The following is a 24,012-nucleotide window of genomic DNA, read 5'->3' as shown; positions in this document are numbered from 1 at the left end:
GTGGGTTATGAACAACAAAAAAAAGCGTGCACACATTCAACTTCTCGCCTCTGTTATGAGTGTGACAATCATGGCTCTCAGCCTGAACGTGAGCGCCGAGCAGTACTCATGGGCCGCAGAGAAATGGGCGGATCAACGTTTCAAAAGATCCACTTTGACCAAGTCCGAGCAGGTTGCGGAGCTCAAATGGTTTGCTGCGGCAGCCAAGCCTTTACGTGATATGAAAATTAATGTCGCATCAGAAAGTCTTGCGACCCATCAATACGAATCCAACGTTCTGGCGGAGGCATTCGAGGAAATTACCGGAATAACAGTAAACCACGAAGTGATTCCGGAGGGCGACCTTGTCAACACACTCCAGAAGCAGATGCAGACAGATCAGAACATATATGATGCTTACGTTAATGACTCTGATCTGATCGGAACCCATTTTCGCTCGGGTAAAGTGGTGCCGATTGATCATTTGATGCGGGTTGAGGGGGGTGATTACACACTGCCAACGCTGGACCTCGATGACTTTATCGGCTTGGCCTTTACCACTGGACCTGACGGCATACTTTACCAACTGCCCACACAGCAGTTCGCCAATCTTTACTGGTACCGCGCTGACTGGTTCGAGAGACCCGACCTACAGAAGCGGTTTAAAGAGGCATACGGCTATGAACTCGACGTCCCGAGGAACTGGTCTGCCTACGAGGACATCGCCGAATTTTTCACGGAAGACGTGCAGGAGATTGACGGAGAGCCTGTTTACGGACACATGGATTATGGCAAATTCCATCCGTCACTTGGCTGGCGTTTTCACGATGCCTGGTTTTCTATGGCGGGCGGTGGTGATAAAGGACTCCCAAACGGTGTGCCGGTGGATGAATGGGGCATTCGCGTTGAGGATTGCCGACCGGTTGGAGCCGGCGTGGATCGTGGCGGCGCCACGAATGCGCCCGCAGCAGTCTACGCAACGAAAAAGTATATCCACTGGCTTGAGAGTTATGCGCCAGAAGAAGCGAAGGACATGACCTTTTCTGAGGCAGGCTCGGTCCCGGGGCAGGGCCACATCGCACAGCAGATCTTCTGGTATACCACTTTCACAGGAAGCATGCTCGATAAGCGACTGCCTGTCGTTAATGCTGACGGTACTCCAAAATGGCGTATGGCACCCTCTCCTCGCGGCGCCTATTGGAAAGATGGCATGAAACTCGGATATCAGGATGTCGGCGCATGGACATTCTTGAGCTCCACACCCAAAAAGCGTCGCCTCGCTGCCTGGCTCTACGCGCAGTTCACGGTTGCTAAATCCGTCTCGCTGGAAAAAACTCTGGAAGGGCTGACGCCGATTCGCGAGTCCGATATCAATTCCGATGTCATGACGGAAATGGCGCCCAGACTTGGTGGTCTCGTGGAATTCTATCGCAGCCCAGCGCGGAATGAGTGGACACCAACTGGAACCAATGTTCCCGACTATCCGAAATTGGCCTCACTTTGGTGGATGAACATAGGTCGAGTAGTACGCGGAGAGATGGCACCAAGGCAAGCACTTGACAACTTAGCTGAAGCGCTGGATCACATGCTGAATCGTCTTGAAAAGACCGATAAAATGGAAAAATGTGCGCCGAAGCTTAATGAAGCGGGTAAAGCACGCAAGTGGCTTGCAAAACCGGGCGCACCCAGATCCTTACTTCCCGATGAAAACCCGAAAGGCAAAACTGTGCCTTACAATGAGCTTTTACGGAGCTGGGGTGACGCCCCCTGAATCCTGATACCCAATGGATGGCGAGCCAAAGCCTTGCCCGGATCATCAAATCCCCCGAGGCATCACCATATTATGTGGTACCGCAAGATGGCGGGAGTGTTTCAGTATGGCAGCCACCCCCTGGGGTGGTTTTCCATCCTTAAACCTTGAAAATGCCCACAACGCGACGCAGTTCCGCGGCCAGCTCACCCAGACCCTCACTGTTCCGCTCTGCCTCCCTTGCCTCGTTCTCAGCGCTGTCCGCAATTTCGACGATACGCGTCAGGCTGCCACTGACCTCGCTGGCGACAGAGGTCTGCTGGGACGCGGCGCTGGCAATTTGAGTATTCATCTCATTGATCTGGGCAACAGCGTCCGCCACATTCTCAAGGGATTTCTCCACCTCACGCGCCTGCTCCACCGTCTTAACGCCCCGTTCCTGACTGCCCGTCATCGACCGGACGGCGTTACCAGCGCCACTCTGCAGTTGCTCGATCATGGTGTGGATCTCTTCCGTGCTGCTCTGTGTCCGGCTGGCGAGTGTACGCACTTCGTCGGCCACTACGGCAAAACCGCGTCCCTGCTCACCGGCGCGAGCTGCCTCAATAGCCGCATTGAGCGCCAGCAGATTGGTCTGTTCCGCAATACTGCGAATAACATCCAATACCGTGGAAATGTTCGCCACATCGCCTTCCAGCGAGCGCACGGCTCCGGCGCTTTCTTCAATGTCGTCCGCCAGTGACACGATCGCGGAGATGGCGTCACGCACGATTTCCCGGGCCTGCTCGCCGTCTCCATGGGCACTGTCGGCCGACGCCGAGGCACTGTTCGCACTTCTGGACACCTCCTCGGTCGTGCTGGTCATTTCCTGCATGGCCGCCGCGACCTGGTCGGTTTCTTCACGCTGTGCACGCGCGCCTTCGCTGGTACGCCGCGTGATCGCCTGGTTGTCGGTAATCGCGTCACCCATCCGTTCCACCGAGGCCACGACTTCCTGGACCAGCTGGCGGATGGTTCCAATGAACAGATTGAAGTTCCGGGCCAGCGCGCCGATTTCGTCCTGCCGACGGATGTGGATTTCCTGGGTAAGGTCGCCATCGCCACTCGCGATATCCGCCAGGGCCAGGGACACCGCCTTGATGGGACGGCTGACCAGAACATGCAGTAAGAGCGCGATGGCAGCCATGATGACGACCACCAGCAGGACGTTCTGGATCACGTTCTGTCTCAGTGCATCGGTCATAGCCTGCTGGACCGACGAGTCATCCAGGAACAGATGCGCTTCGCCAATCACTGAGTCGCTCCACTCCAACTCAACCAGACGGTCCGGCTCTTCGGGAAAGGCACTTCGGTCAGCCTCACCGGTGCCCAGCTCCTTTTCCGCGTCAGTCTGGCGCCCCAGGATCAGCTCATTGCCATCCGTTCTGTACACGAAAATGGCCTCAATGGCCTCTGCCGCCAGCTCGGCATCGGCAATCAGCAGGCTCTGACTGGCTTTGAAATTCCAAAGGGTAGCGGGAAGGCTTTGTTCAAGACGGAACACCGTGGCATCAACCTGGTTGGCCATCTGTTGATTCAGGGCCTCGGCATTGGCCTGATGATTGTTGTAGGCGAATACCGTCAATAGCAGTACCAGAATGGCACCGGTCACGGTAATGAATCGAAAGCTGATACGGTTGGTCAATCTCATAACGGGATCCCTGCTGAAACACGACCCGCGTGACGCCGTGCAGCCCGACCCTTTTTCAGAATCGACAACCGCCGCACCGCCAACCCGGGTGTTTCTGCTGTGTCAGTAGGTCCCGAAACAATCCCTACCCCGGGCGCGTGGCTCTGATGACCCTGCGCCCGAACCCGGCTGCGTCCGGGTTCTGATAGCCATGGATTGCCGTCTCCCACAAACACGGGTAGACGCAAACCAGCCATCGGAAGGCAAGTGATCCAAGTGTAGTCGAGCTTCATAGGGGCGGCAACCGGACCAGACCTGGGCGACCGATCCAGGTTATACTGGCCGCTCTTTCAATCACTCGCCTCTGCCCCGGGAGTACAGATGTCACTGGTATCCGAGACCCCTACCCTATCGCCATTCCAGGTGGCTGCCCTGCCCGAAATCCAGTTTGGCCAGGGGCAGATCAGGCAGCTGCCGCAGATCATTCAGCAGAGGGGTCAACACGCGCTCATAGTGACCGGCCAGAACGCGTTCATCAGCACCTCGTCGTGGTCGGTATTGAAGACCGGGCTTGGGGCACTGGGCATCACCTGGGACTGGGTGCAGGTGGATGGTGAGCCTTCACCCCAGCTTGTGGACGCGTCGGTGGCACAGCATCGACAATCCGGCATTGATGTCGTTGTGGGCATTGGCGGTGGCAGTGTCCTGGATGCCGCCAAGGCCATTGCCGGCTTATTGCGCACCGGCACCTCCGTCATGGACCACCTGGAGGGTGTCGGCAACAACCTGCCTTACACTGGCCCAAGCGTTCCCCTGATCGCCGTACCGACAACCGCCGGCACCGGCAGCGAAGCCACGCGAAACGCGGTCCTGAGCGTACAGGGCGACGCTGGGTTCAAAAAGTCATTCCGCGACAACCAGCTTGTCGCCCGGGTTGCCCTGGTCGACCCCGATCTGCTGGCTTCATGCCCCAGATCCCAGATCGCCGCCAACGGCATGGATGCATTGACGCAGCTGCTCGAATCCTATGTCTCAACCCGGGCCAACCCGGTAACCGACGCCCTGGCCTGGTCTGGAATGGAGGCCTTCAAAGCAGGCTTCTGGGCCGCGTGGGAAGGCGACCACACAAACGCGTCATCGGGCTATACGCAACTCGCCTACGCCTCCCTGATGTCCGGCGTCACGCTGGCCCAGGCGGGACTCGGCTCGGTCCACGGCTTTGCGTCACCCCTGGGCGCTTTCTTCCCGATGCCCCACGGCGTTGTGTGCGGCACCCTGCTGGCAGAAGCGACCGCCACCAACATCCATGCCCTCAGAGCGCGGAATCCGGATTCCACGGCACTCCCCAAATACGCCCGTGTCGGACGCCTGATGACAGGCCAGTCGACCCTGAACGATGCGGAGGCGGGTGAAGCCCTGATTGAATGCCTGCGGGCCTGGGTCCGGGAGCTGGATCTGCCCCGCCTCGGCGCCTATGGAATGACGGGAGAGGACATCCCCAGAGTCTGTGCCGGGGCCCGGGGCAGCAGCATGAAAACCAATCCGCTTGAACTGACCGATGACGAGCTGGCGGGTGTTCTGGCGTGTCGGCTCTAGCGGTTGCCGGTTTCAGGATCTGAAACCGGCAACCTGCGAGGCACTTACATCACCAGTTCCCGCAGATCCCCCAGCAGGCGGCTGAGCAGCGTGGTGAAGCGTGCCGCGTCCGCACCGTTGATGGCCCTGTGGTCATAGGAGAGCGACAGAGGCGCCATTAACCGGGGCTGGAACTGCTCGCCGTCCCAGACCGGTTGGGTGCTGGCTTTCGAGACGCCCAGAATGGCCACTTCCGGTGTGTTCACAATGGGCGTGAATGCCGTACCGCCTATGCCGCCCAGGCTGGTGAGGGTGAAGCAGGCGCCGCTCATGTCGTCATTGGTGAGTTTGCCGTCACGCGCCTTGCCGGCCAGGGTCTGGAGTTCCTCGGCCAACTGCCAGATGCTCTTGCTGTCCACATCCCGCACAACCGGCACCACCAGACCCTTCGGGGTGTCCACGGCCACGCCGATGTGGCAGTAGTGTTTCTGGATGAAGGCCTCGTTCGCCATGTCCAGCGACACGTTGAACTGCGGGTACCGGCGCAGGGCGTAGGCGCAGGCCTTGAGCAGGAAGGGTACGAAGGTGAGCTTCACACCCCGGCTCTCCCCCTCCGCCTTGCGGGCCTGGCGGAAGGCCTCCAGGTCCGTGATGTCGGCATCCTCGAACTGGGTCACGTGCGGAACGTTGAGCCAGCTGCGCTGCATCCCCTGGGCGGTGAGTTTCTGGATCCTGTTCATGGGCCGGCGCTCGATCTCGCCGAACTGGCTGAAGTCCGGCAGCTCCACACCGGGAATGCCGGTACCACCGCCGGCAGATGCCTGGGTACCGCCACTTTCAAGCTGGCGTTTGACCCAGTCCTGCACGTCTTCCTTGAGGATGCGCCCCTTGGGCCCGCTGCCACGAACCTGTGTAAGTTCCACCCCGAATTCCCGGGCGATCTTGCGCACCGCCGGTCCGGCGTGGACCAGGGTTTGCGGGGTCTGGTCTGAGTCAGGGATATCGACGGGTTGCTGCTGTTTCCCGCTGTGATCATCGCGACCCGGGCTCGCTTCCGCCGCGGGCGTTTTCTGCTCTGTCTCTGGCTGCCTGTCATCACCGGAGTCCTGGGCGCCACTGCCTGCAACCTCCAGCGCTCCGACAACATCGCCTTCCTTGAGGGCATCCCCCTGCTTGACGTCGAGGCGCGTGATTGTGCCGGTGGCGGGAGACGGCATTTCGACGGTGGCCTTGTCGGACTCCAGTTCCAACAGCGGGTCCTCGGCGTTCACCGAGTCGCCGACGCTGACAAGGACTCCGACAATCTCGACCGACTCAGCGCCGCCGAGTTCGGGGACGTGGATTGGCTGTTCGCCGCCGGAGGGAGCGTCGTCCTGCGGGGCCTCCGTTTCGTCGGATGCGTCATCGGAGGTCTGTTCCTCATCGCGAGCGGGACTTGCTCCTATAGATCCCTCCTCGCCTTCGGACTGGTCGCTGTCGCCTGAGGCACCGATCTCGGCGGTTTCCATCATGCCCACAAGATCCCCTTCCTTGAGGGAATCGCCTTCCTTTACATCCAGCCGGGTCACCGTTCCGTCTGCCGGCGCAGGCAGTTCCACGGTGGCCTTATCGGATTCCAGCTCCAGCAGGGGGTCTTCGGCGTTGACCGAATCGCCCACATTGACCAGGACCCCGACGATCTCAACCGAATCCGCGCCGCCGAGTTCGGGAACCCGTATCGCCTGTTCACTCATGATGCCGTTTCTCCTTCCGTCACCGGATCAGCTGGACACCGGGTTGGGTTTGTCGCGGTCGATGCCGTACTGGTTCATAGCCTCGATGACTGTATCGCGTTCCACAGCGCCTTCCTCGGCCAGAGCGCTCAAAGCAGCCACCACCACGTAGTAGCGATCAACCTCAAAGAACGCTCGCAGATTCCAGCGGGTGTCGGAGCGCCCAAAGCCATCGGTGCCCAGAACGTGGTAAGGGGCTGGCACAAAGGCACGGATCTGCTCGGACTGCAGCCGGATGTAATCCGTGGAGGCGATCACCGGCCCTGTCTGATCCCTGAGCTGGTCGTGCACCCAGGAGGTCCGGTTTGTCTTGTCCGGATGGAGGCGGTTCCAGCGCGCCACATGCTGGCCATCGCGGGCCAGCTCACCAAAGCTGGTTACGCTCCACACATCGGAGCCCACCTTGAATTCCTCCTTCAGCATCTGCGCTGCGGCCCTCACTTCATTGAGGATGGCGCCGCTGCCCAGAAGCTGGACCCGGGGTGTCGCGTTCTCAGCCTCTTCGGCCACATCCAAGCTATCCAGCTGGTAGAGACCCCGGATGATGCCCTCTTCCACCCCCTTGGGCATCGCCGGGTGCTGATAGTTCTCGTTAAGCAGCGTGATGTAGTAGTAGATGCTCTCGTTTTCCTGATACATCCGCCGCATCCCTTCCCGGATGATCACCGCGACTTCATAGCCGAACGTCGGATCATAGGTCAGGCAGTTGGGCACCACATTGTGCAGGATCAGCCCATGACCGTCCTGATGCTGCAGCCCCTCGCCATTGAGGGTCGTGCGCCCGGACGTTCCGCCCAGAAGGAAGCCCCGGGCGCGCATATCACCAGCAGCCCAGCACAGATCGCCCACCCGCTGGTAACCGAACATGGAGTAGAAGATATAGAAGGGAATGAGCGGGTAATCGTGATGACTGTAGGCGGTCGCCGCACCAATCCAGGCGCACATGGCACCGGCTTCATTAATCCCCTCCTGCAGGATCTGCCCTTTCCTGTCCTCCCGGTAGTACATGATCTGATCCCTGTCCTCGGGCGTGTATTGCTGCCCTTCGGACGTGTAGATGCCGGTCTGGCGGAACAGCCCCTCAATACCGAAGGTACGCGCCTCATCCGGAACAATCGGCACCACCCGCTTACCCACCTGCTTATCCTTGAGCAGCGTGGTGAGCATGCGGACAAAGGCCATGGTTGTGGACATCTCACGGTCACCGGTGCCTTCCAGCAGCTTGTCGAAGGTTTTGAGCTCAGGAATCTTCAACGGCGTCGAATCACGACGGCGCCGCGGCAGATAGCCCCCGAGCTCACGTCGACGCTTCTGCAGATACTGGTTCTCGGGGCTGCCCTCCGCGGGCCTGTAGTAGGGCAGCTGATCGAGTTCATCATCGTTGATCGGCACCGCAAAGCGGTCCCGGAATGCCTTGACCGAATCCTTGTCCAGCTTTTTGACCTGATGGGCAATGTTCTGCGCTTCCGCGCCATCGCCGAAGCCATACCCCTTGATGGTGTGCGCGAGAATGACGGTGGGCTGCCCTTTATGGTGCACCGCCTCATGATAGGCCGCGTAGACCTTATAGGGATCGTGCCCACCACGGTTGAGCTGGAGAATGTCCTCGTCGGTGAGGTCTTTCGCGAATTCCGCGAGTTCAGCACTCTGTCCAAAAAAATGCTTGCGGGTATAGGCCGGCCCCTGGCTGAGGTAATTCTGGAGCTCACCGTCGCAGGTGGCATCCAGCGCCTCCTGAAGCACCCCGTCAGTGTCCTTTTCGAGGATGGCATCCCAGTGGCGGCCCCAGACCACCTTAAGCACATTCCAGCCAGCACCCCGGAAGATCCCTTCCAGCTCCTGGATGATCTTGCCGTTGCCACGCACTGGACCGTCAAGGCGCTGCAGGTTGCAGTTAACCACAAAGATGAGGTTATCCAGATTCTCGCGCCCGGCAAGACCAATCGCGCCGAGCGTCTCGGGTTCGTCACACTCACCATCACCGACGAAACACCAAACCTTGCGTTTGTCTTTATCGACCAACTCCCGGTTATCCAGGTATTTCATGATGTGGGCCTGATAGATAGCCTGCAGCGGGCCCAGACCCATCGAGACTGTTGGGAACTGCCAGTAATCCGGCATCAACCAGGGATGGGGGTAGGATGAGATGCCGTTTTCTAGAGTGTCCTGGCGGTAATGATCCAGCTGCTCTTCACTCAGCCGTCCTTCCAGGAACGAGCGCGCGTAGATGCCCGGCGCGGCATGCCCCTGGAAATACACCAGATCCGACTCGCGGCTCTCATCGCCACCGTGGAAGAAATAGTTGAAACCCACATCATAGAGGGTGGCGGCAGAGGAAAAGGTGGAGATATGACCACCCAGGTCATCCGGCTTCATATTGGCGCGCATGACCATGGCGAGCGCATTCCACCGGATCAGCGAGCGGATGCGCCGCTCCATGAACATGTCGCCCGGCATGCGTTTCTCATCCGAGGGCTGGATGCTGTTTCGAAAGGGGGTGGTCATGGCATGGGGCATGAGCGTGCCGGCGCGGCTTGCCTTGTCCGAGAGTTTACCCAGCAGGTACTCGGCGCGCTCAACGCCCTCGTTCTGAATCACCGATGCCAGTGCATCGAGCCATTCCCGGGTTTCAACCGGATCATCATCCTGACTCATGAGGCGTGCGCTCCTGTGTTTTTGGCAGGGATTGGGTATGCGGGGATGCGGGTGGAGGTGGACGCTGAGCTCACTGGATTTCAGCCCCCACCCGGACAACCTTCATGGTATTGGTGCCACCCTGGGCATTAACGTAGTCACCCTTGGTCATTACCACCAGATCCCCTTCCTGAACCATTCCGCGACTCACCAGCTCAGAGACAGCAAGCGCATTTGTCTGATCATTGGGAATTTTCAGGCTGTCAAAGGGGACAGTATGGACGCCCCGGAACAGGACGACACGGTGCTGGGTGGAGTGGTGACGCGAGAAAGCGAAAATGGGGAGGCTCGACTTGATCCGGGACATCAGTAATGGCGTCGCCCCGGATTCGGTCATACAGATGATTGCCGCGACACCGCTGAGGTGGTTGGCCGCGTACATCGCGGACAACGCGATGGCGTCGTCGATGTGTTCCATGCTCTCATGGATACGGTGTTGGGACTGGTGCATTGACGGGTGCTTTTCGGCGCCCAGACAAACCCGTACCATCGCCCGCACCGCTTCCACAGGGTAGTCACCCACGGCCGTCTCTGCCGAGAGCATCACGGCATCGGTATAGTCCATCACCGCATTGGCCACATCGGAGACCTCGGCACGGGTCGGCATCGGCTCGGTGATCATGGATTCCATCATCTGTGTCGCGGTGATGACACTGCGATCCAGCACCCGAGCGCGCTCAATGATATGTTTCTGAACGCCGACCAGTTCCGCATCGCCAATTTCTACCGCCAGGTCACCGCGGGCCACCATGACCACATCGGAGGCTTCAATCACGGCATCCAGGGCCGCGTTATCGTGGGCAAGCTCGGCGCGTTCGATCTTGGCAACCAGGCCCGCTGCAGAACCAGCCTCCCTGAGTAACCGGCGGGCCTGATGCATGTCATCGGCCGTACGGACAAACGACACCGCAACGTAGTCGGCCCCCAGCCGGGCGGCGGTGACAATGTCCTCCCTGTCCTTCGCGGTAAGCGCTTCCGCGGACAGGCCACCACCCCGTTTATTGAGCCCCTTGTTATCCGACAGGACACCACCGATCAGAACCCGGGACCTGATGCACCGTTCGCTCACGGAGTTCACTTCCATCTCGATCCGGCCATCATCCAGGACCAGCACATCCCCCGGGGCGACGTCATCTATCAGCTGCTCATAATCGATTCCAACGCGCTCAGCGGTGCCAGACTCCTTAGCCATGGCCGCGTCCAGGACGAACTCCTGGCCGGCAGTAAGGACCACCTTGTGTTCCACGAATCTCGAAATACGCAATTTGGGACCCTGGAGATCCGCAAGGAGGGCGACAAAACGGCCCTGCTGGGCCGCGATTTCGCGCACGCTGTTCGCACGCTCAATGTGTTCCTGCGCGCTCCCGTGGGAGAAATTCAGGCGTGTCGCATCAACACCAGCTCCGATGATCGCCGCAAGTGACTCCGGCGTGTCGGTGGATGGGCCGAGCGTGGCGACTATTTTTGTGCGTCTGAGCATTGAGCTGCTCCTTTTTTACTATTGGATCGCCTCGTGGAGGACGCTGGCATTACCGCCGAGTATCGCAATCCCTGCAGAGACATTCACGGTGCACGGGACAGTCTCCCTCAAAGGTATCCTCCGGCTGAATGTTCGTCAACGAAAAAACGAACACGAACCACAAAACAGCATATTTTTCAGATTGTTGAAAAACCCTGCATAGCGTGAACGCAAACAATCCGAAAATTTTGTCGATATTTTCGCCATTAAGGCTTTTCATTTGTTCGTTTCAGAGCTACGGTTTTCCCATGCGAACTGCTTAAGAGTCAGTGGCTCCAACAACCGGCTCGGCATTTCGTGTTTTGGTATGACCGGTTATCGCATCGTAAGCCTGTCATCAGGGACCCAACGAGGCGGCCGGAAACAGACACAAACAAAAACAGGAAAACACCATGTTCGAAAACAACAACACAACGCTCGTATCAACCACCGGCGGATTTCGCAGAACCACGCTGGCCGCGGCAGTCTCGCTGATGATCGGTGGCATGGCGTCTCCGGCGATGGCGGAGCTGTCCTACGAAACCGACAGCGGCTGGACATTCGGCGCTGGCGGTTATATTCCCGTATTCTTGGTTGGAGAAGATGAAGACGGTGGAGAAACGAATATTGGGGTGGGATCCGGCTTCAATCCAGCGAGCCTGAACCTTTCGTTTTCCGCGCCGACCCAGAACGGCCTCGACGTGTCCGGTCACCTTCAGATCAACAATCACGTGGGTGAAGGTGGAAACAATACCGAAGGGTTTGGCAGTCGTGTTGCTAAGATCAACGTAGACGGTGATTTCGGTACCGTCAGCATTGGCCAAGGCTTCGGGCTGGTGGGTACCCCGGCCATCGGTGACACGGGAAGCGCCATGGGTGTGGGTATAATGCCGGATCAGGGTGTCGACTCCCTCGCCACGAACGGGCGTATCGGCGCCGGCTACAAGTACGCGGACTTCCGGCCCCGTGTCGCTTATTTCTCGCCACGAACCGGCGGCGTCCAGTTCGCTGTCGCAGCAATTGACCCGGATAGCGGGACCGGCGCCTTCGCCGGGACGACAAACCAAGACGACGATGGCGCAAACAACCTCGAGGAAGGCACCAAGGAGACCCCCCGTATTGAGTATCGTTTGGACTATGCCGGCGATAACGTTGGCATCTGGACCAGTGGCGGCTTTCAGGACGTCGATGACACCGGTTTGAGCGGTAATGACAGCGAGACCATGTACACCGTCGATTTCGGGGGCTCGCTCAGCGCTGGTAACTTTAATGCCCGTGCCAACTACTCCATCAGCGAGAATACGAGCCCGGTGATCTTCACGACCGCCCCCGATCAAGAGTACGAGCAGTGGTACGCTGAGGGCACCTTTGATGCCGGCATCCATACCTTCGGTGCCAGTTACGGTGAGGGTGAGGAAGACAATGCCAGCGGCGCCAACGAGCTGACGATGGTGTTCTCCCGTCATCGCGTTACGGACCAGTTGACCCTCATGGTTGAGCTTCAGGATTATGTTGGTGAAGGTGGCGGCGCCCTCATGCCCCAGCGTGAGTACCGGGCCCTGATTGTCGGCTCTCAGTTTAACTTCTAACCGATCTGACTGATCCGCCCCTTCATGCAAGGGGCATCCTGTAATGCCCGCGGCCCGGTCGCGGGTTTTTTTTGCGCGCCCCAAGCATAACGCGCCACATTCTAACCACGGCTATTGTGCTTCGGAGGATGCTGACTGAAAGGCTTGGAGGAACGTCTTACCCGTCAATGGACTCAGGCGCTGCGGTGACGGGCTGCAACGCCATCCATACCCCCGCTTTGGCGATCACCCAGGTACCGCTCAAGGCTGGCAGCATCCTGCTCTGAGGCAAACAGACCCTGCTTGGTGCGGCGCCAGAGGATGTCCTCCGCCGTCATCGCCCACTCATGCTCAACCAGGTAATCCACTTCGGCGGCATACAGGTTCCCCCCGAAACAGCGCCCCAGATCGTCCATCTTTTCGCAGCCTCTCAGTACCGGGTAGGAAAGGGTGCCGTACGTGCGCACGAGACGACAGACCAACCCTTCATCCAGCCAGGGGAAATTCGTGCGGAGCTGCTTCTCAAGCGCCTCATGCCCACTGAAATCGCCGCCCGGTAAGCTGGCATTCTTGGTCCAAGCCGCCCCTGCATGTGGGAAAAACTCGCTCAGCTTGTTGGTTGCCGCCTCCGCGAGCTTTCTGTAGGTCGTCAGTTTGCCCCCGAAAACCGAGATCAGCGGCGCCTTGTCTTCTTCCTGGCTGACCTCGAAACTGTAGTCCCGGGACGCCTTTTTGGCATCGCTTCCCTCGTCGTCCATCAACGGCCGCACGCCAGAGTAGGACCAGATGACTTCTTCAGGCTTCAGTTGGCGCTTGAAATGATCGTTCACGATCGCCAGTAGGTACTCGATTTCTTCGTCCGAGATCCTGGCCTTATTCGGATCACCCTCGTACTCAACGTCGGTCGTGCCGACCAGCGAGAATTCATCCTCATAGGGGATGACGAATACAATGCGTTCGTCTTCGTTCTGGAGAATGTAGGCTTCCTGGTCCCTGTTTAAACGGGGCACCACGATATGGCTGCCTTTGACCATTCGGATTGTTTTCGGCGCCTTCATACCCAGCGAATCGCCGAAAAGACTGCTCACCCATGGCCCAGCGGCATTAATGATCACCTTGCTTGAGATCACCCATTCGTCGTCGCTGCACCGGTCACGCAACGTGACCTGCCACTCCTGCTCACCTCGGTCCGCCTGGACGCATTTGGTGCGAGTCATGATTCTGGCACCATGCTGCTCGGCTTTCTTGGCGGCCAATACCACGAGACGTGCGTCGTCGGCCCACCCATCTGAGTATTCAAAACCCTTCACAATGTTGGGCTTCAGAGGATCTGAACTCCCAAACCTGATCGAGCGCGACCCCGGCAGCATCTCGCGCTTGGCCAGATGATCGTAAAGGAACAATCCGGACCGGATCAGCCACGCTGGGCGCAGATGGGAGCGGTGCGGAAGATGAAAGCGTAATGGCCACATGATGTGCGGCGCATTGCGAAGCAGTGACTCCCGCTCTCCCAGCGCTTCCCTGACAAGCCGGAATTCATAGTGTTCAAGATACCTAAGCCCACCATGGATCAGCTTGCTGCTGTTCGATGACGTCGCGGATGCCAGGTCATTCATTTCACATAACAGCACACGCAGGCCCCTGCCGGCTGCGTCCATGGCAATGCCAGCCCCATTGACGCCACCGCCGACGACAACAACGTCAAACTTCTCATGGTCTGTGATCATTCTCGCTTTCTCCTGACGCAGTTCGAAGGGACACTGAGGGTCACGATCCCTTTCCGATTCCCGGTACGGTATACGGCAGTATGCGAAAGCTTTTTTTATTCGTAAAGGAAAATTACGAAAAAATCCGAACCCATTGAGCACGATCCCATTTAAAGGATTCTGGAGGACAGGGTGTCACACCACGCGCAGATCAACGTCGTTTTCATTAAGAAGCTGCCGAAGCTCGACAGGTGGCTCCTGATCCGTAAAGAGGTAGTCGGCCTGCATTACGTTCCCGAGTCGGACCATCGCGTTTCGACCGAACTTTGAATGGTCCGCCGCCAGCAGTACCTGCGCCGAGTTCTCGATGATTGCCTGGGCCACGCGGACCTCACGGTAATCGAAATCAAGCAGCGAACCGTCACTGTGGATGCCGCTGATGCCAATGATTCCGAAATCCATCTTGAACTGGTTGATAAAGTCCCGTGTTGCCTCACCCACGATGCCCCCATCGCGGTTACGGACCTCGCCACCAGCGATGATGACATGGCAATCCTCTCTTGCTGAGAGAATGGAGGCGACATGCAGGTTGTTGGTGACGATCTGAAGGTTGTTTCTTCTGAGAAGCGCCTTGGCGATGGTCTCAGTCGTGGTCCCAATGTTGATGAAGATTGATGAATTATCAGGAATGAGCTCGACAAGCGCTTCCGCAATGCGCTCCTTGGCTTCCAGATCCAGGATTTTACGCGTCTGATAGGACGTATTAACGGTGCTCGAGTCAATACCCGCCCCACCATGATGCCGCCTCAGGGTATTCTTTTTCGCGAGTTCATTAAGATCCCTGCGGATGGTTTGCGGTGTCACGTTGAAATGATCCACAAGCTGCTCCGTGGTTACAAACCCATTTTTACGGATAAGCTCCATGATCAATTCCTGACGGCGACGTTGTGCCATTCAGACCACCTCTGTCATTGATGTTCGATTCTGTCTTAACGGCGCCTATGCTCGGCACTCAGCTCACGACAGTCTACCGGTGACAGCGATCTTTTTCAGCCACTTATATGACTCGACGGTAATTAAGGTGTACGTTTTCGAAAAAAGGAATTGGCATTTTTCCTGAAAAACGCAAAAATGCGAACAAACAACAACGCAAACGGAGCGCCTACATCATGAGTCAGTATCTACTCTCCATCGACCAGGGCACCACCAGCTCCCGGGCCATTCTGTTCAACCTCAAGGGCGAAATCGTCGCGACACGTCAGCAGGAATTCCCCCAGTATTATCCGGCTAGCGGTTGGGTTGAGCACGACCCCGAGGCCATTTGGAAAACCGTGACAAGCACCCTTGACGACCTGATGGTCGGTGAAAAAATCCAATGCGATGGCGTTGTTGGTGTGGGCATTACCAACCAGCGCGAAACCACCGTGGTCTGGGATCGGGAGACCGGCGAATGCCTCTACAACGCGATTGTCTGGCAGGATCGTAGAACGAGCTCTTACTGCGAATCACTCAAAGCCGACAACCTCGAGCCCTGGGTAGCTGACAGAACCGGGCTTCTCCTTGATCCTTATTTCTCAGCATCCAAGATCTCCTGGATCCTCGATAACGTGAGCGGCGCCCGCGAGCGAGCGGAGCGCGGCGAGCTTGCTTTCGGCACGATTGACACTTTCCTGCTTTGGCGGCTGACTGGCGGCCAGGAACATCGCACGGATGCCTCCAATGCCAGCAGGACCATGCTGTTCAATATCCATACTCAGCAATGGGATCCCGAACTCCTTGATCTGTTCGGGATCCCCGAAACTCTGTTGCCCGAAGTCATGGATTCCGCGGACCATTTCGGGGTCATCACCGACGTCGAATCGCTAAACGGCGCGCGGATCATGGGCGTTGCAGGTGATCAGCAGGCGGCAATGGTCGGACAGACGTGCTTCGAGCCGGGTATGGCGAAAAGTACCTATGGCACCGGGTGCTTCCTGATGCTCAACACCGGGGAGGAGGCCCTGCAATCCCAGAACCGCCTGCTGACCACAGTGGCGTACCGCATCAATGGTGAGCCAACCTACGCGCTCGAAGGCAGCATCTTCATCGCGGGCGCAACCATTCAGTGGCTGAGAGATGGCTTGCAACTGATCAGGGATGCCTGCGAAACGGAACCCCTGGCCGAGGGCACACCGGTGGACCATGGCGTCTACCTGGTGCCGGCGTTTACCGGTCTTGGCGCACCTCACTGGGATCCGAACGCCCGCGGGGCGATTCTGGGCCTGACGCGGGATACCGGCATCAAGGAAATCGTGACGGCCGGCCTGCAATCGGTGTGCTATCAAACCAAAGACCTCCAGAAAACGATGGAAAAAGATGGCATCCGGCCAGTCACGCTGCGCGTGGACGGCGGCATGGTCGTCAACAACTGGGTGCTGCAGTTCCTGGCGGATATTCTTGGTGCGCGCGTTGACCGTCCCGCCATGATCGAAACCACGGCGCTTGGCGCCGCCTATCTCGCCGGACTGCAAGCGGGCGTGTACAGCTCGCTGGAAGAACTGTTGAAACTGTGGCATTGCGACCGAACATTCGAACCGGTTATGACCAAAGACAAAAGAGATCGCCTTTATGGCGGCTGGCTCCGCGCAGTCCAAAAGCTCTGACGCGCTCCCACAACCCTTCCCCATGGAGCGGCGCTCAGTCGCTCCGCCGGTTCAATCCGCTCACGGCACTTTTGCGCCAAACTACGATGCGCGCTCGGAGTGAGGTTTCGATTCCAAATTATCAAATGTTCTAAGGTAAGCCTTTTTTTTCTTTTATTTTCGTTATAGACTTCTTAAACGAAAATACACACGATATAGCGAATGAAAACGCACCACTACCCGTTTAAAGGACCCCGCTATGAGACCAATAAAAAAAATCATGGCACGGGAGATTCTTGATTCACGAGGATTCCCGACTCTGGAAGTGGACATCCTGCTCAATAGCGGCGCCACGGGATGCGGTCGGGTGCCATCGGGCGCGTCGACCGGGTCACTGGAGGCGCTGGAGATGCGCGACAACAATCCAGAACGCTATCTTGGCAAAGGCGTTCGAGGCGCGGTTGAAGCAGTGACCCAACGCATCGCGCCGGCCTTGGTCGGACAACAGGCTCAGGATCAGCCCGCGATTGACAGGCAGCTCTGTGAGCTCGACGCCACCGACAATAAGGCCGAGCTGGGCGCAAACGCTATACTGGCAGTATCGCTCGCCGCGGCTGATGCCGCCGCAAATGACAAGAAGCAGCCGTTGTACCGTTACCTGGCTCTGCAGTATGGGTATGGCGAGCCGTCATTGCTTCCGGTCCCCATGATGAACATCCTCAATGGCGGCGTTCATGCCGACAATAATGTGGATATCCAGGAATTCATGATCCAGCCCGTTGGCGCGTACAGTTACAGCGACGCACTCCGGATGGGCGCGGAAACCTTCCACGCACTCAAGGCATTGCTCCAGACAAGGGGGTTCTCCACGTCAGTGGGCGACGAGGGTGGCTTCGCCCCAGATCTCCGATCCACTGAAGAGGCCCTGGAGCTCATGCTGGGCGCGATTGAAAAAGCTGGCTATCGTCCCGGTTCAGACATCACTCTCGCGCTGGATTGCGCGTCATCGGAGCTCTACAGGAACGGCGTCTACCATCTGCCGGGCGCAGACAGACATTTTGATTCCGGGCAGTTTGCCGACTTTCTCGCCGGCCTTGCCTCGAATTACCCGATTGCTTCAATCGAAGACGGCATGGACGAGAACGACTGGGATGGCTGGAAGGTGCTCACGGATCGCATGGGTGCGGACATGCAATTGGTTGGCGATGATGTATTTGTCACCAACCCTGCCCGTGTATCCAAGGGCATTGAGCGCGGCATCGCAAATTCGGTGCTCATCAAATTCAACCAGATCGGCACGCTGACCGAGACGTTCGATACCATCCGGACCGCCCAGAACGCCGGCTACACGACAGTTATCTCACATCGCAGTGGTGAGACAGAGGACACGTTCATCGCGGACCTCGCCGTTGCCACGGGAGCCTGCCAGATCAAGACCGGATCTCTCTGCAGATCCGATCGGGTTGCAAAATACAATCGCCTTCTACGCATTGAGGAATACATCGCCACACGCGCCAGCTATCCCGGCGCGCGGGCCATGGCTGCCACATGGCGCACCTGACCGAATAACGCCTGGAGAAATACAATGACAAAACCACTCCTGATCGGCAATTGGAAAATGAACGGTAACCTGCAGCTCAACCAGGAGCTGCTAAGCCGGCTTATTCCAAAGCTGCAACAGCTCCAGAAACATATTGATATCGCCGTCTGCCCCCCAACCCCCTATCTGTTCCAGGTGTGCGACGCGCTCGCCTGTACCGGCCTTATGCTGGGTGCGCAGACTGTGTCGGAATACGCATCCGGAGCGCACACCGGGGAGGTCAGCGCCTCCATGCTCAGCGAGTTCAAATGCCGTTACGTGCTGGTCGGGCATTCCGAACGTCGTCTTAAGTACAGAGAATCCAGTGCCGCAGTAGCCGCAAAGTTTGAGGCCGTACAGAGCGCAGCGATGACCCCAGTTCTCTGCGTTGGCGAAACCCTCGAAGAACGCGCGGCGGGAGAAACCAGACTGATCATTGAACAACAGCTGCAGGCCATTATTGACCAGGTCGGTCTTGCAGGCTTCGAAGAGGCGATTGTTGCTTACGAGCCAGTCTGGGCCATTGGCACAGGAGAAGTTGCACAGGCTTCACAGATTGAAAGCGTCCACCAGTCGATCCGTGCCTTCCTGTCCTCCAACGCCCCCTCGAAAAACGAAGATCCCAGTCAGCAACTGCCCATCGTTTACGGGGGCAGCGTCAAATCAAGCAATGCGGCAGAGATCTTCAATCTGACCGGGGTTGATGGGGGACTGATTGGAGGCGCCTCGTTACAGGCAGGCGAATTCATCCACATTTCTGAGTCACTGGCAGAGACGGCAGGTTCCCTCGTCAGCGAATAAAACAATCAAAGGAGTCATGTATGTCAGCGAGTTATAAGCTTGATAGCAATTTTTTCCCGACTGAGGCCGCTATTCCCTCGAAGTTTAAAGACGAGCAAAGTGCCTCAATCACACACACACTGATCAACGGGAAGCTGGAGAAGTGGGAGGGGGCTTACGCCGATGTACTGAGCCCAGTCTGTGTTGAGACAGGCCAGTCTTCAGATCCGGAACCACTGTGCATGGGAAAATCCCCGTTGATGGACCACGACGCCTCGCTCAAGGCTTTGCGTGCGGCCAAACAAGCCTACGCCCAGGGCAGCGGTGTCTGGCCCACGCTGTCAGTCAGTGAACGCATCGAGCATGTTGAACGCTTCCTCAATGAAATGCAGGCGCATCGAAATGAAGTGGTTGAGCTTCTCATGTGGGAGATTGGAAAAACCGAAACAGATTCCTGCAAGGAGTTTGACAGAACCTGCGACTACATCAGCAACACCATTGATGAGCTCAAGGGGCTTGATCGTCGCTCTTCTAGGTTCGAACTGGTCGGCGGCGTTATAGCGCAGACGCGTCGGCTGCCGGTGGGTGTTGCATTATGCATGGGCCCTTACAACTACCCACTGAATGAAACATTCACCACGCTGATTCCCGCCCTCATCATGGGCAACACCGTCATATTCAAGCCCGCCAAATACGGCGTATTGCTGGTTGGCCCGCTGCTTGAGGCTTTCCAGAACTGCTTCCCCGCCGGTGTTATCAACATCATTTTCGGAAATGGACGGGACACTATGCCGCCCCTGATGGAAAGTGGTGACATTGATATGTTCGCTTTCATCGGTACACACCAGGGCGCCGCGGCACTTAAACAGATGCACCCGAAGCCCAACCGCCTGAAGGCCGCTCTGGGGCTTGACGCCAAGAACCCGGGCATCGTCCTGGCGGACGCAGACCTGGATCTGGCGGCACAGGAATGTGTTGCAGGCGCGTTATCGTTCAACGGCCAGCGCTGTACCGCTCTCAAGCTGCTGCACGTTCATGAATCCGTGGCGGAGGCTTTTGTTGATAAGGTAGTGAGCGAGGTCAACAAACTCATGCCAGGCATGCCCTGGGAGCCAACGACCAAGCTGACGCCACTCCCCGAGCCGGGGAAAACGGACTATCTCACGGCCCTCGTCGAGGACGCCCAGGCAAAAGGTGCGCGCGTGGTTAACGACGGCGGAGCGCAGGTTTACGGTACCTATTTCCACCCTGCCGTTCTTTATCCGGCTACATCGGATATGAGGGCCTGTTCAGAGGAACAGTTCGGTCCGGTTATTCCGATCAGCGTCTTCGGTAATGAAAGCGAGGTGATCGAGCATGTGCGGCAGTCCAACTTTGGCCAGCAGCTGAGCCTGTTTGGTCAGAATGCTGACACCATGGGGCCTTTGATTGATGTGCTGGCTAACCAGGTGGGCAGGATCAATATTAACGGCCAGTGTCAGAGGGGGCCCGATACCCTGCCATTCAACGGACGCAAAGACTCGGCAGAAGGCACGCTATCGGTTTCAGACGCGCTGCGCGTGTTTTCCATCCGGACCACGGTCGCCACCAAATCCACTGAAGACAATCGCAATCTCGTTAACAGTATTGTGCGAGAGCGGCGATCTGGCGTCCTAACGACCGACTACATCTTTTAACGGCTTATCCAGGCAGACTCATTGTGGGGGCTGCGGCGATTTTTCAACAAATCCCGGAGTCCGTCCACAATGACCTGGCGCCGGTGCAATAAACCCGGCCGCCCAAGCGCCCCACTAGGATTGCTTTTGACCGTCTCCACACCCGCCCTGCTTTTCCCCGCTATCTCGCTGCTTCTTCTGGCCTACACCAATCGCTTCCTGGTACTGGCACAACTGATCCGTCAACTCAAACAGATGGAAACGGAAGACGATTACCCGCTGGTTGCCCGACAGCTTCGCATGCTTCGCCAGCGCATCGTGCTGACCAAACGCATGCAGGCCACCGGCGTTTTGAGCTTCTTCGTCTGCACGGTGTCCATGTTCGCCCTGTTCTTGAAATGGGAAACGTTCGGCATGATCAGTTTTGGAGGCAGTCTGATTCTACTGTCACTGTCGCTGCTGTTCTCCCTGTGGGAAATCGTAATCTCCACCAATGCCATCAATGTGGAACTCGAGGATTTCGAGCGAAAGCACAGATCCAGACTGACGTGAAGGGTAAAGAGCAGAATCCTAAACGGCTTCCTGTTCCACGCGATTCCGTCCATGCTCCTTGCTACAATACAGTGCGCGATCCGCTCTGTTGATACTGGAATTCAGGTCGTCATTCGCACAGCATTCGCTGACGCCAGCACTCGTGGTGATCTCGATCCGCTGCCCATTGGCCCCCTGCCACTTGTGCGCCATCAACGCTTCCCGGATCCGCTCCGCGCTGATCCGGGCACTCTGTAACCGGGTGCCAGGGAGCACTACCAGAAACTCTTCCCCACCCCATCGGGCGATCAGGTCCTCGGCACGTACCTGATTCTTAATGATTCGAGCAACATCCTCCAGAATGCGGTCGCCGGTTTCGTGACCGTATTGATCATTGACCTCCTTGAAATAGTCAATATCGAACAGCAGGAACGCCATCGGGCGGCCGTTTCTCCGAAACCGCGCCAGCTCTTTTTCCACGAGATACGTCATATGCCGGCGATTAAGCAGCCCCGTCAGCGGATCCGTCGTCGCCATTTGTCGAAGCTTCCGGCTCGCCTTCGTTACCGTTTTAAGATAGAAAAACGACAGGTACCCAAACATGGCGAACACCACGCTCAGATTGAACAGATAAACGCCCAGAAGCGCACCGGCCGCAATGGGTTGAAGGGGCTGCGTGAACCACATCAAAAGATAGAGCCCGACATAGTAGGTCCACAGCCCGGCCAGGGCCACTAATGCGGCTGAAAACCCCATGCTGACGAAAACAGCGGGAATGAAAATCAACAGGTAATAGTGAAAACCACTGTCCCAGCCGATGAGAACGGTACCGAGCCCAGCGTGGACAATGACTTCCAGCCAGATCAGCGAGATCGCCAGACCATTCTGTTTTCTGCCGATCGCCCGGTAAGCCACCCCGTACATGGTAACACTGACCACGTTGACCCAGGCCAGGATGGGGGAACTCAGGAGGTGGAAAATAAAGAAGAACCCAACGTCAACCGATCCCGCAATCTGACAACTGCGCTTGAGAGCCTTCCAGAATTGAGGTCGTTTTTCTGTGACAGACATGATTTTCGCCTAAACCAAGAAGCTAGTTCTCGCACCTAACGGAAAAAAACTAGACCCAAAGCGAAAACGCTGCCCATCAGATTTGTAACATTTCGAAAATAATTATACGGAATCGGCTTGCTGGGCTGTGAAACCATAGCACCATTCTCTGCTCAGTCCACTTAACCACCCTGCAGATTGCTCAGGGCGCTAAACCGTGACCCGCTCCCTGCCATACCGAGTCTCCAATCGCTATCTCACCCTCTTCCAGAACCCGAGCTGTAATCCCGCCATGGCCGCGCATGGCGTTGTAACCGCCAGGTCCCAGCAACGCCTCCATTTTGCTGCAGGGATCACAAGGCCCGGTGTATTCCAAAAGTGCCTCCCCCACACGAAACGTCTTCCCTTTGAGGGCCAGAAGGTTAATTCCGGATACCAGAATATTGCGCCGCACAGCCGCTGCTTCCACACTCTTATGGCCAGCACAGGAGGCGATCACCGGCAGATGCTCCTGCTGAATCAACGTCACCTGCCTGCGGCTGGTTGCCCGACCGTTATAACGGTCCCCTTCAAGGCCACTGCCCTGAAAGACCCTTACCCGTTCCAGCTTTTCCATGGACTCGCCTCTGGCCGGGCGGATACCGAGCCAGCAAACTTCGCCCACCTGCGGCAGGGTATCAAGAAGTGTTGCGAGTGATTCCGAATTGGACATTATGGGATCTCACTATGCCGTTACAAAACGATCTCAAAGGATTAAAAAGACCGCTCGATCACCGCCCACAGGGTCGCTGAACGCCACAAAGTCTTCTCTAATTTACTCAAGGCGGGCCAGATCAGGCTGCAGACGTGTTAGAACCCCGGGCAGTTCATCCAGACTCGTTATCTCGTCATGAGTCACCCAGGGCGCGTGCTCCGGCCAGGGAGATCCGGAGCGATTAAGCCATACCGCACGCAGGCCATGCTGGGCAGCACCGGCTACATCGGTTAATGGGTCGTCGCCGACATGGATCAGGTTATGTAGGCTGATCCCAGCGCGGTCAGCGGCAGCTTCAAATATGGAACGATCCGGCTTGGCAGCGCCCACGTCCGCAGCAGAACAAGACGCCGCAAAATAATGTCCCATACCAAGCCGTTGAACATCGGCATTTCCATTGGTCAGAGCGACCAGGGGAAGGCGTTTGTGAAGCAACTCCAGAAGCGGGATTGCATCGGGGTAAAGCCGCACATGATGGCGTGCCTCCATGAAGACGGCGAACGCTTCATCAGCAAGAGCTCGCGGTGCCCCTGTCTCAAGCACGGCATGCTCCAGGGTGCGAAGACGTAGAGCGGTCACATTGTGTTTCAGGCTGGGATTGGTGGCGGCGATGTTCGTGCTCAGTTGCCGCATCCGCTCTGGTGGATACGCAGTGGCTACAGCGGGATGGTTCGTCCACAGGTGCGCATGCATAGCCCGCTCGGCCTGCTCAATCACTCCCTCCATCTGCCACAGCGTCTCATCCAGATCCAGGCTTAAAACGGTCACTTCAGCGTCTCTCTTAAGCATCCAACAATCGCAAGTGTACGCTGATTCGGTCCCTATAGTGAA

The 24,012-nt window shown here is 57.6% G+C and carries 17 protein-coding genes; 8 read left to right on the top strand and 9 right to left on the bottom strand.

Features of this window, described 5'->3' with window-relative positions:
- Positions 1–7 precede the first annotated feature (7 nt).
- Complete coding sequence (locus AAF659_RS02725) at positions 8–1,750, top strand: ABC transporter substrate-binding protein (RefSeq protein ID WP_349750157.1); 1,743 nt, start codon at positions 8–10, stop codon at positions 1,748–1,750.
- A gap of 139 nt (positions 1,751–1,889) precedes the next feature.
- Here the strand turns inward: AAF659_RS02725 and AAF659_RS02720 are convergent, their stop codons facing one another.
- Positions 1,890–3,419: a methyl-accepting chemotaxis protein gene (locus AAF659_RS02720; protein WP_349750156.1), complete on the bottom strand. Its 1,530-nt coding sequence runs from the start codon at positions 3,417–3,419 to the stop codon at positions 1,890–1,892.
- Between the two features lie 360 nt (positions 3,420–3,779).
- Between AAF659_RS02720 and AAF659_RS02715 the strand changes: the two genes are divergently transcribed.
- Complete coding sequence (locus AAF659_RS02715; protein WP_349750155.1) at positions 3,780–4,994, top strand: iron-containing alcohol dehydrogenase; 1,215 nt, start codon at positions 3,780–3,782, stop codon at positions 4,992–4,994.
- A 44-nt stretch (positions 4,995–5,038) separates the two neighbouring features.
- Here the strand turns inward: AAF659_RS02715 and aceF are convergent, their stop codons facing one another.
- The 3 genes from aceF to pyk form a co-directional block, all read right to left on the bottom strand.
- Positions 5,039–6,706, bottom strand: a complete 1,668-nt coding sequence (aceF, locus tag AAF659_RS02710) for a dihydrolipoyllysine-residue acetyltransferase (protein WP_349750154.1) — start codon at positions 6,704–6,706, stop codon at positions 5,039–5,041.
- Positions 6,707–6,733: 27 nt separating this feature from the next.
- Positions 6,734–9,400, bottom strand: coding sequence for a pyruvate dehydrogenase (acetyl-transferring), homodimeric type (aceE, locus tag AAF659_RS02705; RefSeq protein WP_349750153.1), 2,667 nt, complete (start codon positions 9,398–9,400; stop codon positions 6,734–6,736).
- 70 nt (positions 9,401–9,470) lie between these two features.
- Positions 9,471–10,919, bottom strand: a complete 1,449-nt coding sequence (gene pyk / locus AAF659_RS02700) for a pyruvate kinase (RefSeq protein ID WP_349750152.1) — start codon at positions 10,917–10,919, stop codon at positions 9,471–9,473.
- Between the two features lie 431 nt (positions 10,920–11,350).
- Here pyk and AAF659_RS02695 point away from each other — a divergent pair, with 431 nt between their 5' ends.
- On the top strand, positions 11,351–12,526 hold the full coding sequence (locus AAF659_RS02695) for a porin (RefSeq protein ID WP_349750151.1): 1,176 nt from the start codon (positions 11,351–11,353) through the stop codon (positions 12,524–12,526).
- A gap of 173 nt (positions 12,527–12,699) precedes the next feature.
- Here AAF659_RS02695 and glpD read toward each other — a convergent pair whose 3' ends face one another.
- Together glpD and AAF659_RS02685 are read right to left on the bottom strand one after the other, a co-directional pair.
- Entirely contained in the window at positions 12,700–14,232 is a 1,533-nt protein-coding gene (gene glpD / locus AAF659_RS02690; RefSeq protein ID WP_349750150.1) for a glycerol-3-phosphate dehydrogenase, read from the bottom strand.
- Between the two features lie 174 nt (positions 14,233–14,406).
- Positions 14,407–15,165 (bottom strand): DeoR/GlpR family transcriptional regulator, encoded by a 759-nt coding sequence (locus AAF659_RS02685; RefSeq protein WP_349750149.1) that lies wholly within the window; start codon positions 15,163–15,165, stop codon positions 14,407–14,409.
- A gap of 215 nt (positions 15,166–15,380) precedes the next feature.
- Here AAF659_RS02685 and glpK point away from each other — a divergent pair, with 215 nt between their 5' ends.
- The 5 genes from glpK to AAF659_RS02660 all read left to right on the top strand — a co-directional run bounded on the left by glpK (position 15,381) and on the right by AAF659_RS02660 (position 21,398).
- Complete coding sequence (gene glpK, locus AAF659_RS02680; RefSeq protein WP_349750148.1) at positions 15,381–16,853, top strand: glycerol kinase GlpK; 1,473 nt, start codon at positions 15,381–15,383, stop codon at positions 16,851–16,853.
- A gap of 238 nt (positions 16,854–17,091) precedes the next feature.
- Positions 17,092–18,393: a phosphopyruvate hydratase gene (eno, locus tag AAF659_RS02675; RefSeq protein WP_349750147.1), complete on the top strand. Its 1,302-nt coding sequence runs from the start codon at positions 17,092–17,094 to the stop codon at positions 18,391–18,393.
- Positions 18,394–18,417: 24 nt separating this feature from the next.
- Entirely contained in the window at positions 18,418–19,212 is a 795-nt protein-coding gene (tpiA, locus tag AAF659_RS02670) for a triose-phosphate isomerase (RefSeq protein WP_349750146.1), read from the top strand.
- A 20-nt stretch (positions 19,213–19,232) separates the two neighbouring features.
- Positions 19,233–20,867, top strand: coding sequence for an NADP-dependent glyceraldehyde-3-phosphate dehydrogenase (locus AAF659_RS02665; protein ID WP_349750145.1), 1,635 nt, complete (start codon positions 19,233–19,235; stop codon positions 20,865–20,867).
- Positions 20,868–20,993: 126 nt separating this feature from the next.
- Positions 20,994–21,398: a DUF2721 domain-containing protein gene (locus tag AAF659_RS02660; RefSeq protein ID WP_349750144.1), complete on the top strand. Its 405-nt coding sequence runs from the start codon at positions 20,994–20,996 to the stop codon at positions 21,396–21,398.
- 18 nt (positions 21,399–21,416) lie between these two features.
- On the opposite strand, the gene AAF659_RS02655 is transcribed toward AAF659_RS02660, so the two are convergent.
- From AAF659_RS02655 to AAF659_RS02645, 3 genes are all read right to left on the bottom strand, one after another.
- Complete coding sequence (locus AAF659_RS02655; protein WP_349750143.1) at positions 21,417–22,448, bottom strand: GGDEF domain-containing protein; 1,032 nt, start codon at positions 22,446–22,448, stop codon at positions 21,417–21,419.
- Positions 22,449–22,629: 181 nt separating this feature from the next.
- A complete protein-coding gene (locus AAF659_RS02650; protein ID WP_349750142.1) occupies positions 22,630–23,139 on the bottom strand; it encodes an MOSC domain-containing protein in 510 nt (169 codons plus the stop codon).
- Positions 23,140–23,241: 102 nt separating this feature from the next.
- On the bottom strand, positions 23,242–23,970 hold the full coding sequence (locus tag AAF659_RS02645; protein WP_349750141.1) for an HAD family hydrolase: 729 nt from the start codon (positions 23,968–23,970) through the stop codon (positions 23,242–23,244).
- Between the last annotated feature and the right edge of the window lie 42 nt (positions 23,971–24,012).

The sequence above is a fragment of the Salicola sp. Rm-C-2C1-2 genome, assembly GCF_040196175.1.
Lineage (GTDB): Bacteria > Pseudomonadota > Gammaproteobacteria > Pseudomonadales > Oleiphilaceae > Halospina.
Note: the sequence above shows the minus strand (reverse complement) of the source record. Positions and strands in the feature narration are given on the sequence as shown.

What these genes read in the sequence shown, in the direction of transcription:
- AAF659_RS02725 (WP_349750157.1), top strand. Translation starts at nt 8, where the DNA reads ATGAACAACAAAAAAAAGCGTGCACACATTCAACTTCTCGCCTCTGTT.
- AAF659_RS02720 (WP_349750156.1), bottom strand. Translation starts at nt 3,419, where the DNA reads ATGAGATTGACCAACCGTATCAGCTTTCGATTCATTACCGTGACCGGT.
- AAF659_RS02715 (WP_349750155.1), top strand. Translation starts at nt 3,780, where the DNA reads ATGTCACTGGTATCCGAGACCCCTACCCTATCGCCATTCCAGGTGGCT.
- aceF (WP_349750154.1), bottom strand. Translation starts at nt 6,706, where the DNA reads ATGAGTGAACAGGCGATACGGGTTCCCGAACTCGGCGGCGCGGATTCG.
- aceE (WP_349750153.1), bottom strand. Translation starts at nt 9,400, where the DNA reads ATGAGTCAGGATGATGATCCGGTTGAAACCCGGGAATGGCTCGATGCA.
- pyk (WP_349750152.1), bottom strand. Translation starts at nt 10,919, where the DNA reads ATGCTCAGACGCACAAAAATAGTCGCCACGCTCGGCCCATCCACCGAC.
- AAF659_RS02695 (WP_349750151.1), top strand. Translation starts at nt 11,351, where the DNA reads ATGTTCGAAAACAACAACACAACGCTCGTATCAACCACCGGCGGATTT.
- glpD (WP_349750150.1), bottom strand. Translation starts at nt 14,232, where the DNA reads ATGATCACAGACCATGAGAAGTTTGACGTTGTTGTCGTCGGCGGTGGC.
- AAF659_RS02685 (WP_349750149.1), bottom strand. Translation starts at nt 15,165, where the DNA reads ATGGCACAACGTCGCCGTCAGGAATTGATCATGGAGCTTATCCGTAAA.
- glpK (WP_349750148.1), top strand. Translation starts at nt 15,381, where the DNA reads ATGAGTCAGTATCTACTCTCCATCGACCAGGGCACCACCAGCTCCCGG.
- eno (WP_349750147.1), top strand. Translation starts at nt 17,092, where the DNA reads ATGAGACCAATAAAAAAAATCATGGCACGGGAGATTCTTGATTCACGA.
- tpiA (WP_349750146.1), top strand. Translation starts at nt 18,418, where the DNA reads ATGACAAAACCACTCCTGATCGGCAATTGGAAAATGAACGGTAACCTG.
- AAF659_RS02665 (WP_349750145.1), top strand. Translation starts at nt 19,233, where the DNA reads ATGTCAGCGAGTTATAAGCTTGATAGCAATTTTTTCCCGACTGAGGCC.
- AAF659_RS02655 (WP_349750143.1), bottom strand. Translation starts at nt 22,448, where the DNA reads ATGTCTGTCACAGAAAAACGACCTCAATTCTGGAAGGCTCTCAAGCGC.
- AAF659_RS02650 (WP_349750142.1), bottom strand. Translation starts at nt 23,139, where the DNA reads ATGTCCAATTCGGAATCACTCGCAACACTTCTTGATACCCTGCCGCAG.
- AAF659_RS02645 (WP_349750141.1), bottom strand. Translation starts at nt 23,970, where the DNA reads ATGCTTAAGAGAGACGCTGAAGTGACCGTTTTAAGCCTGGATCTGGAT.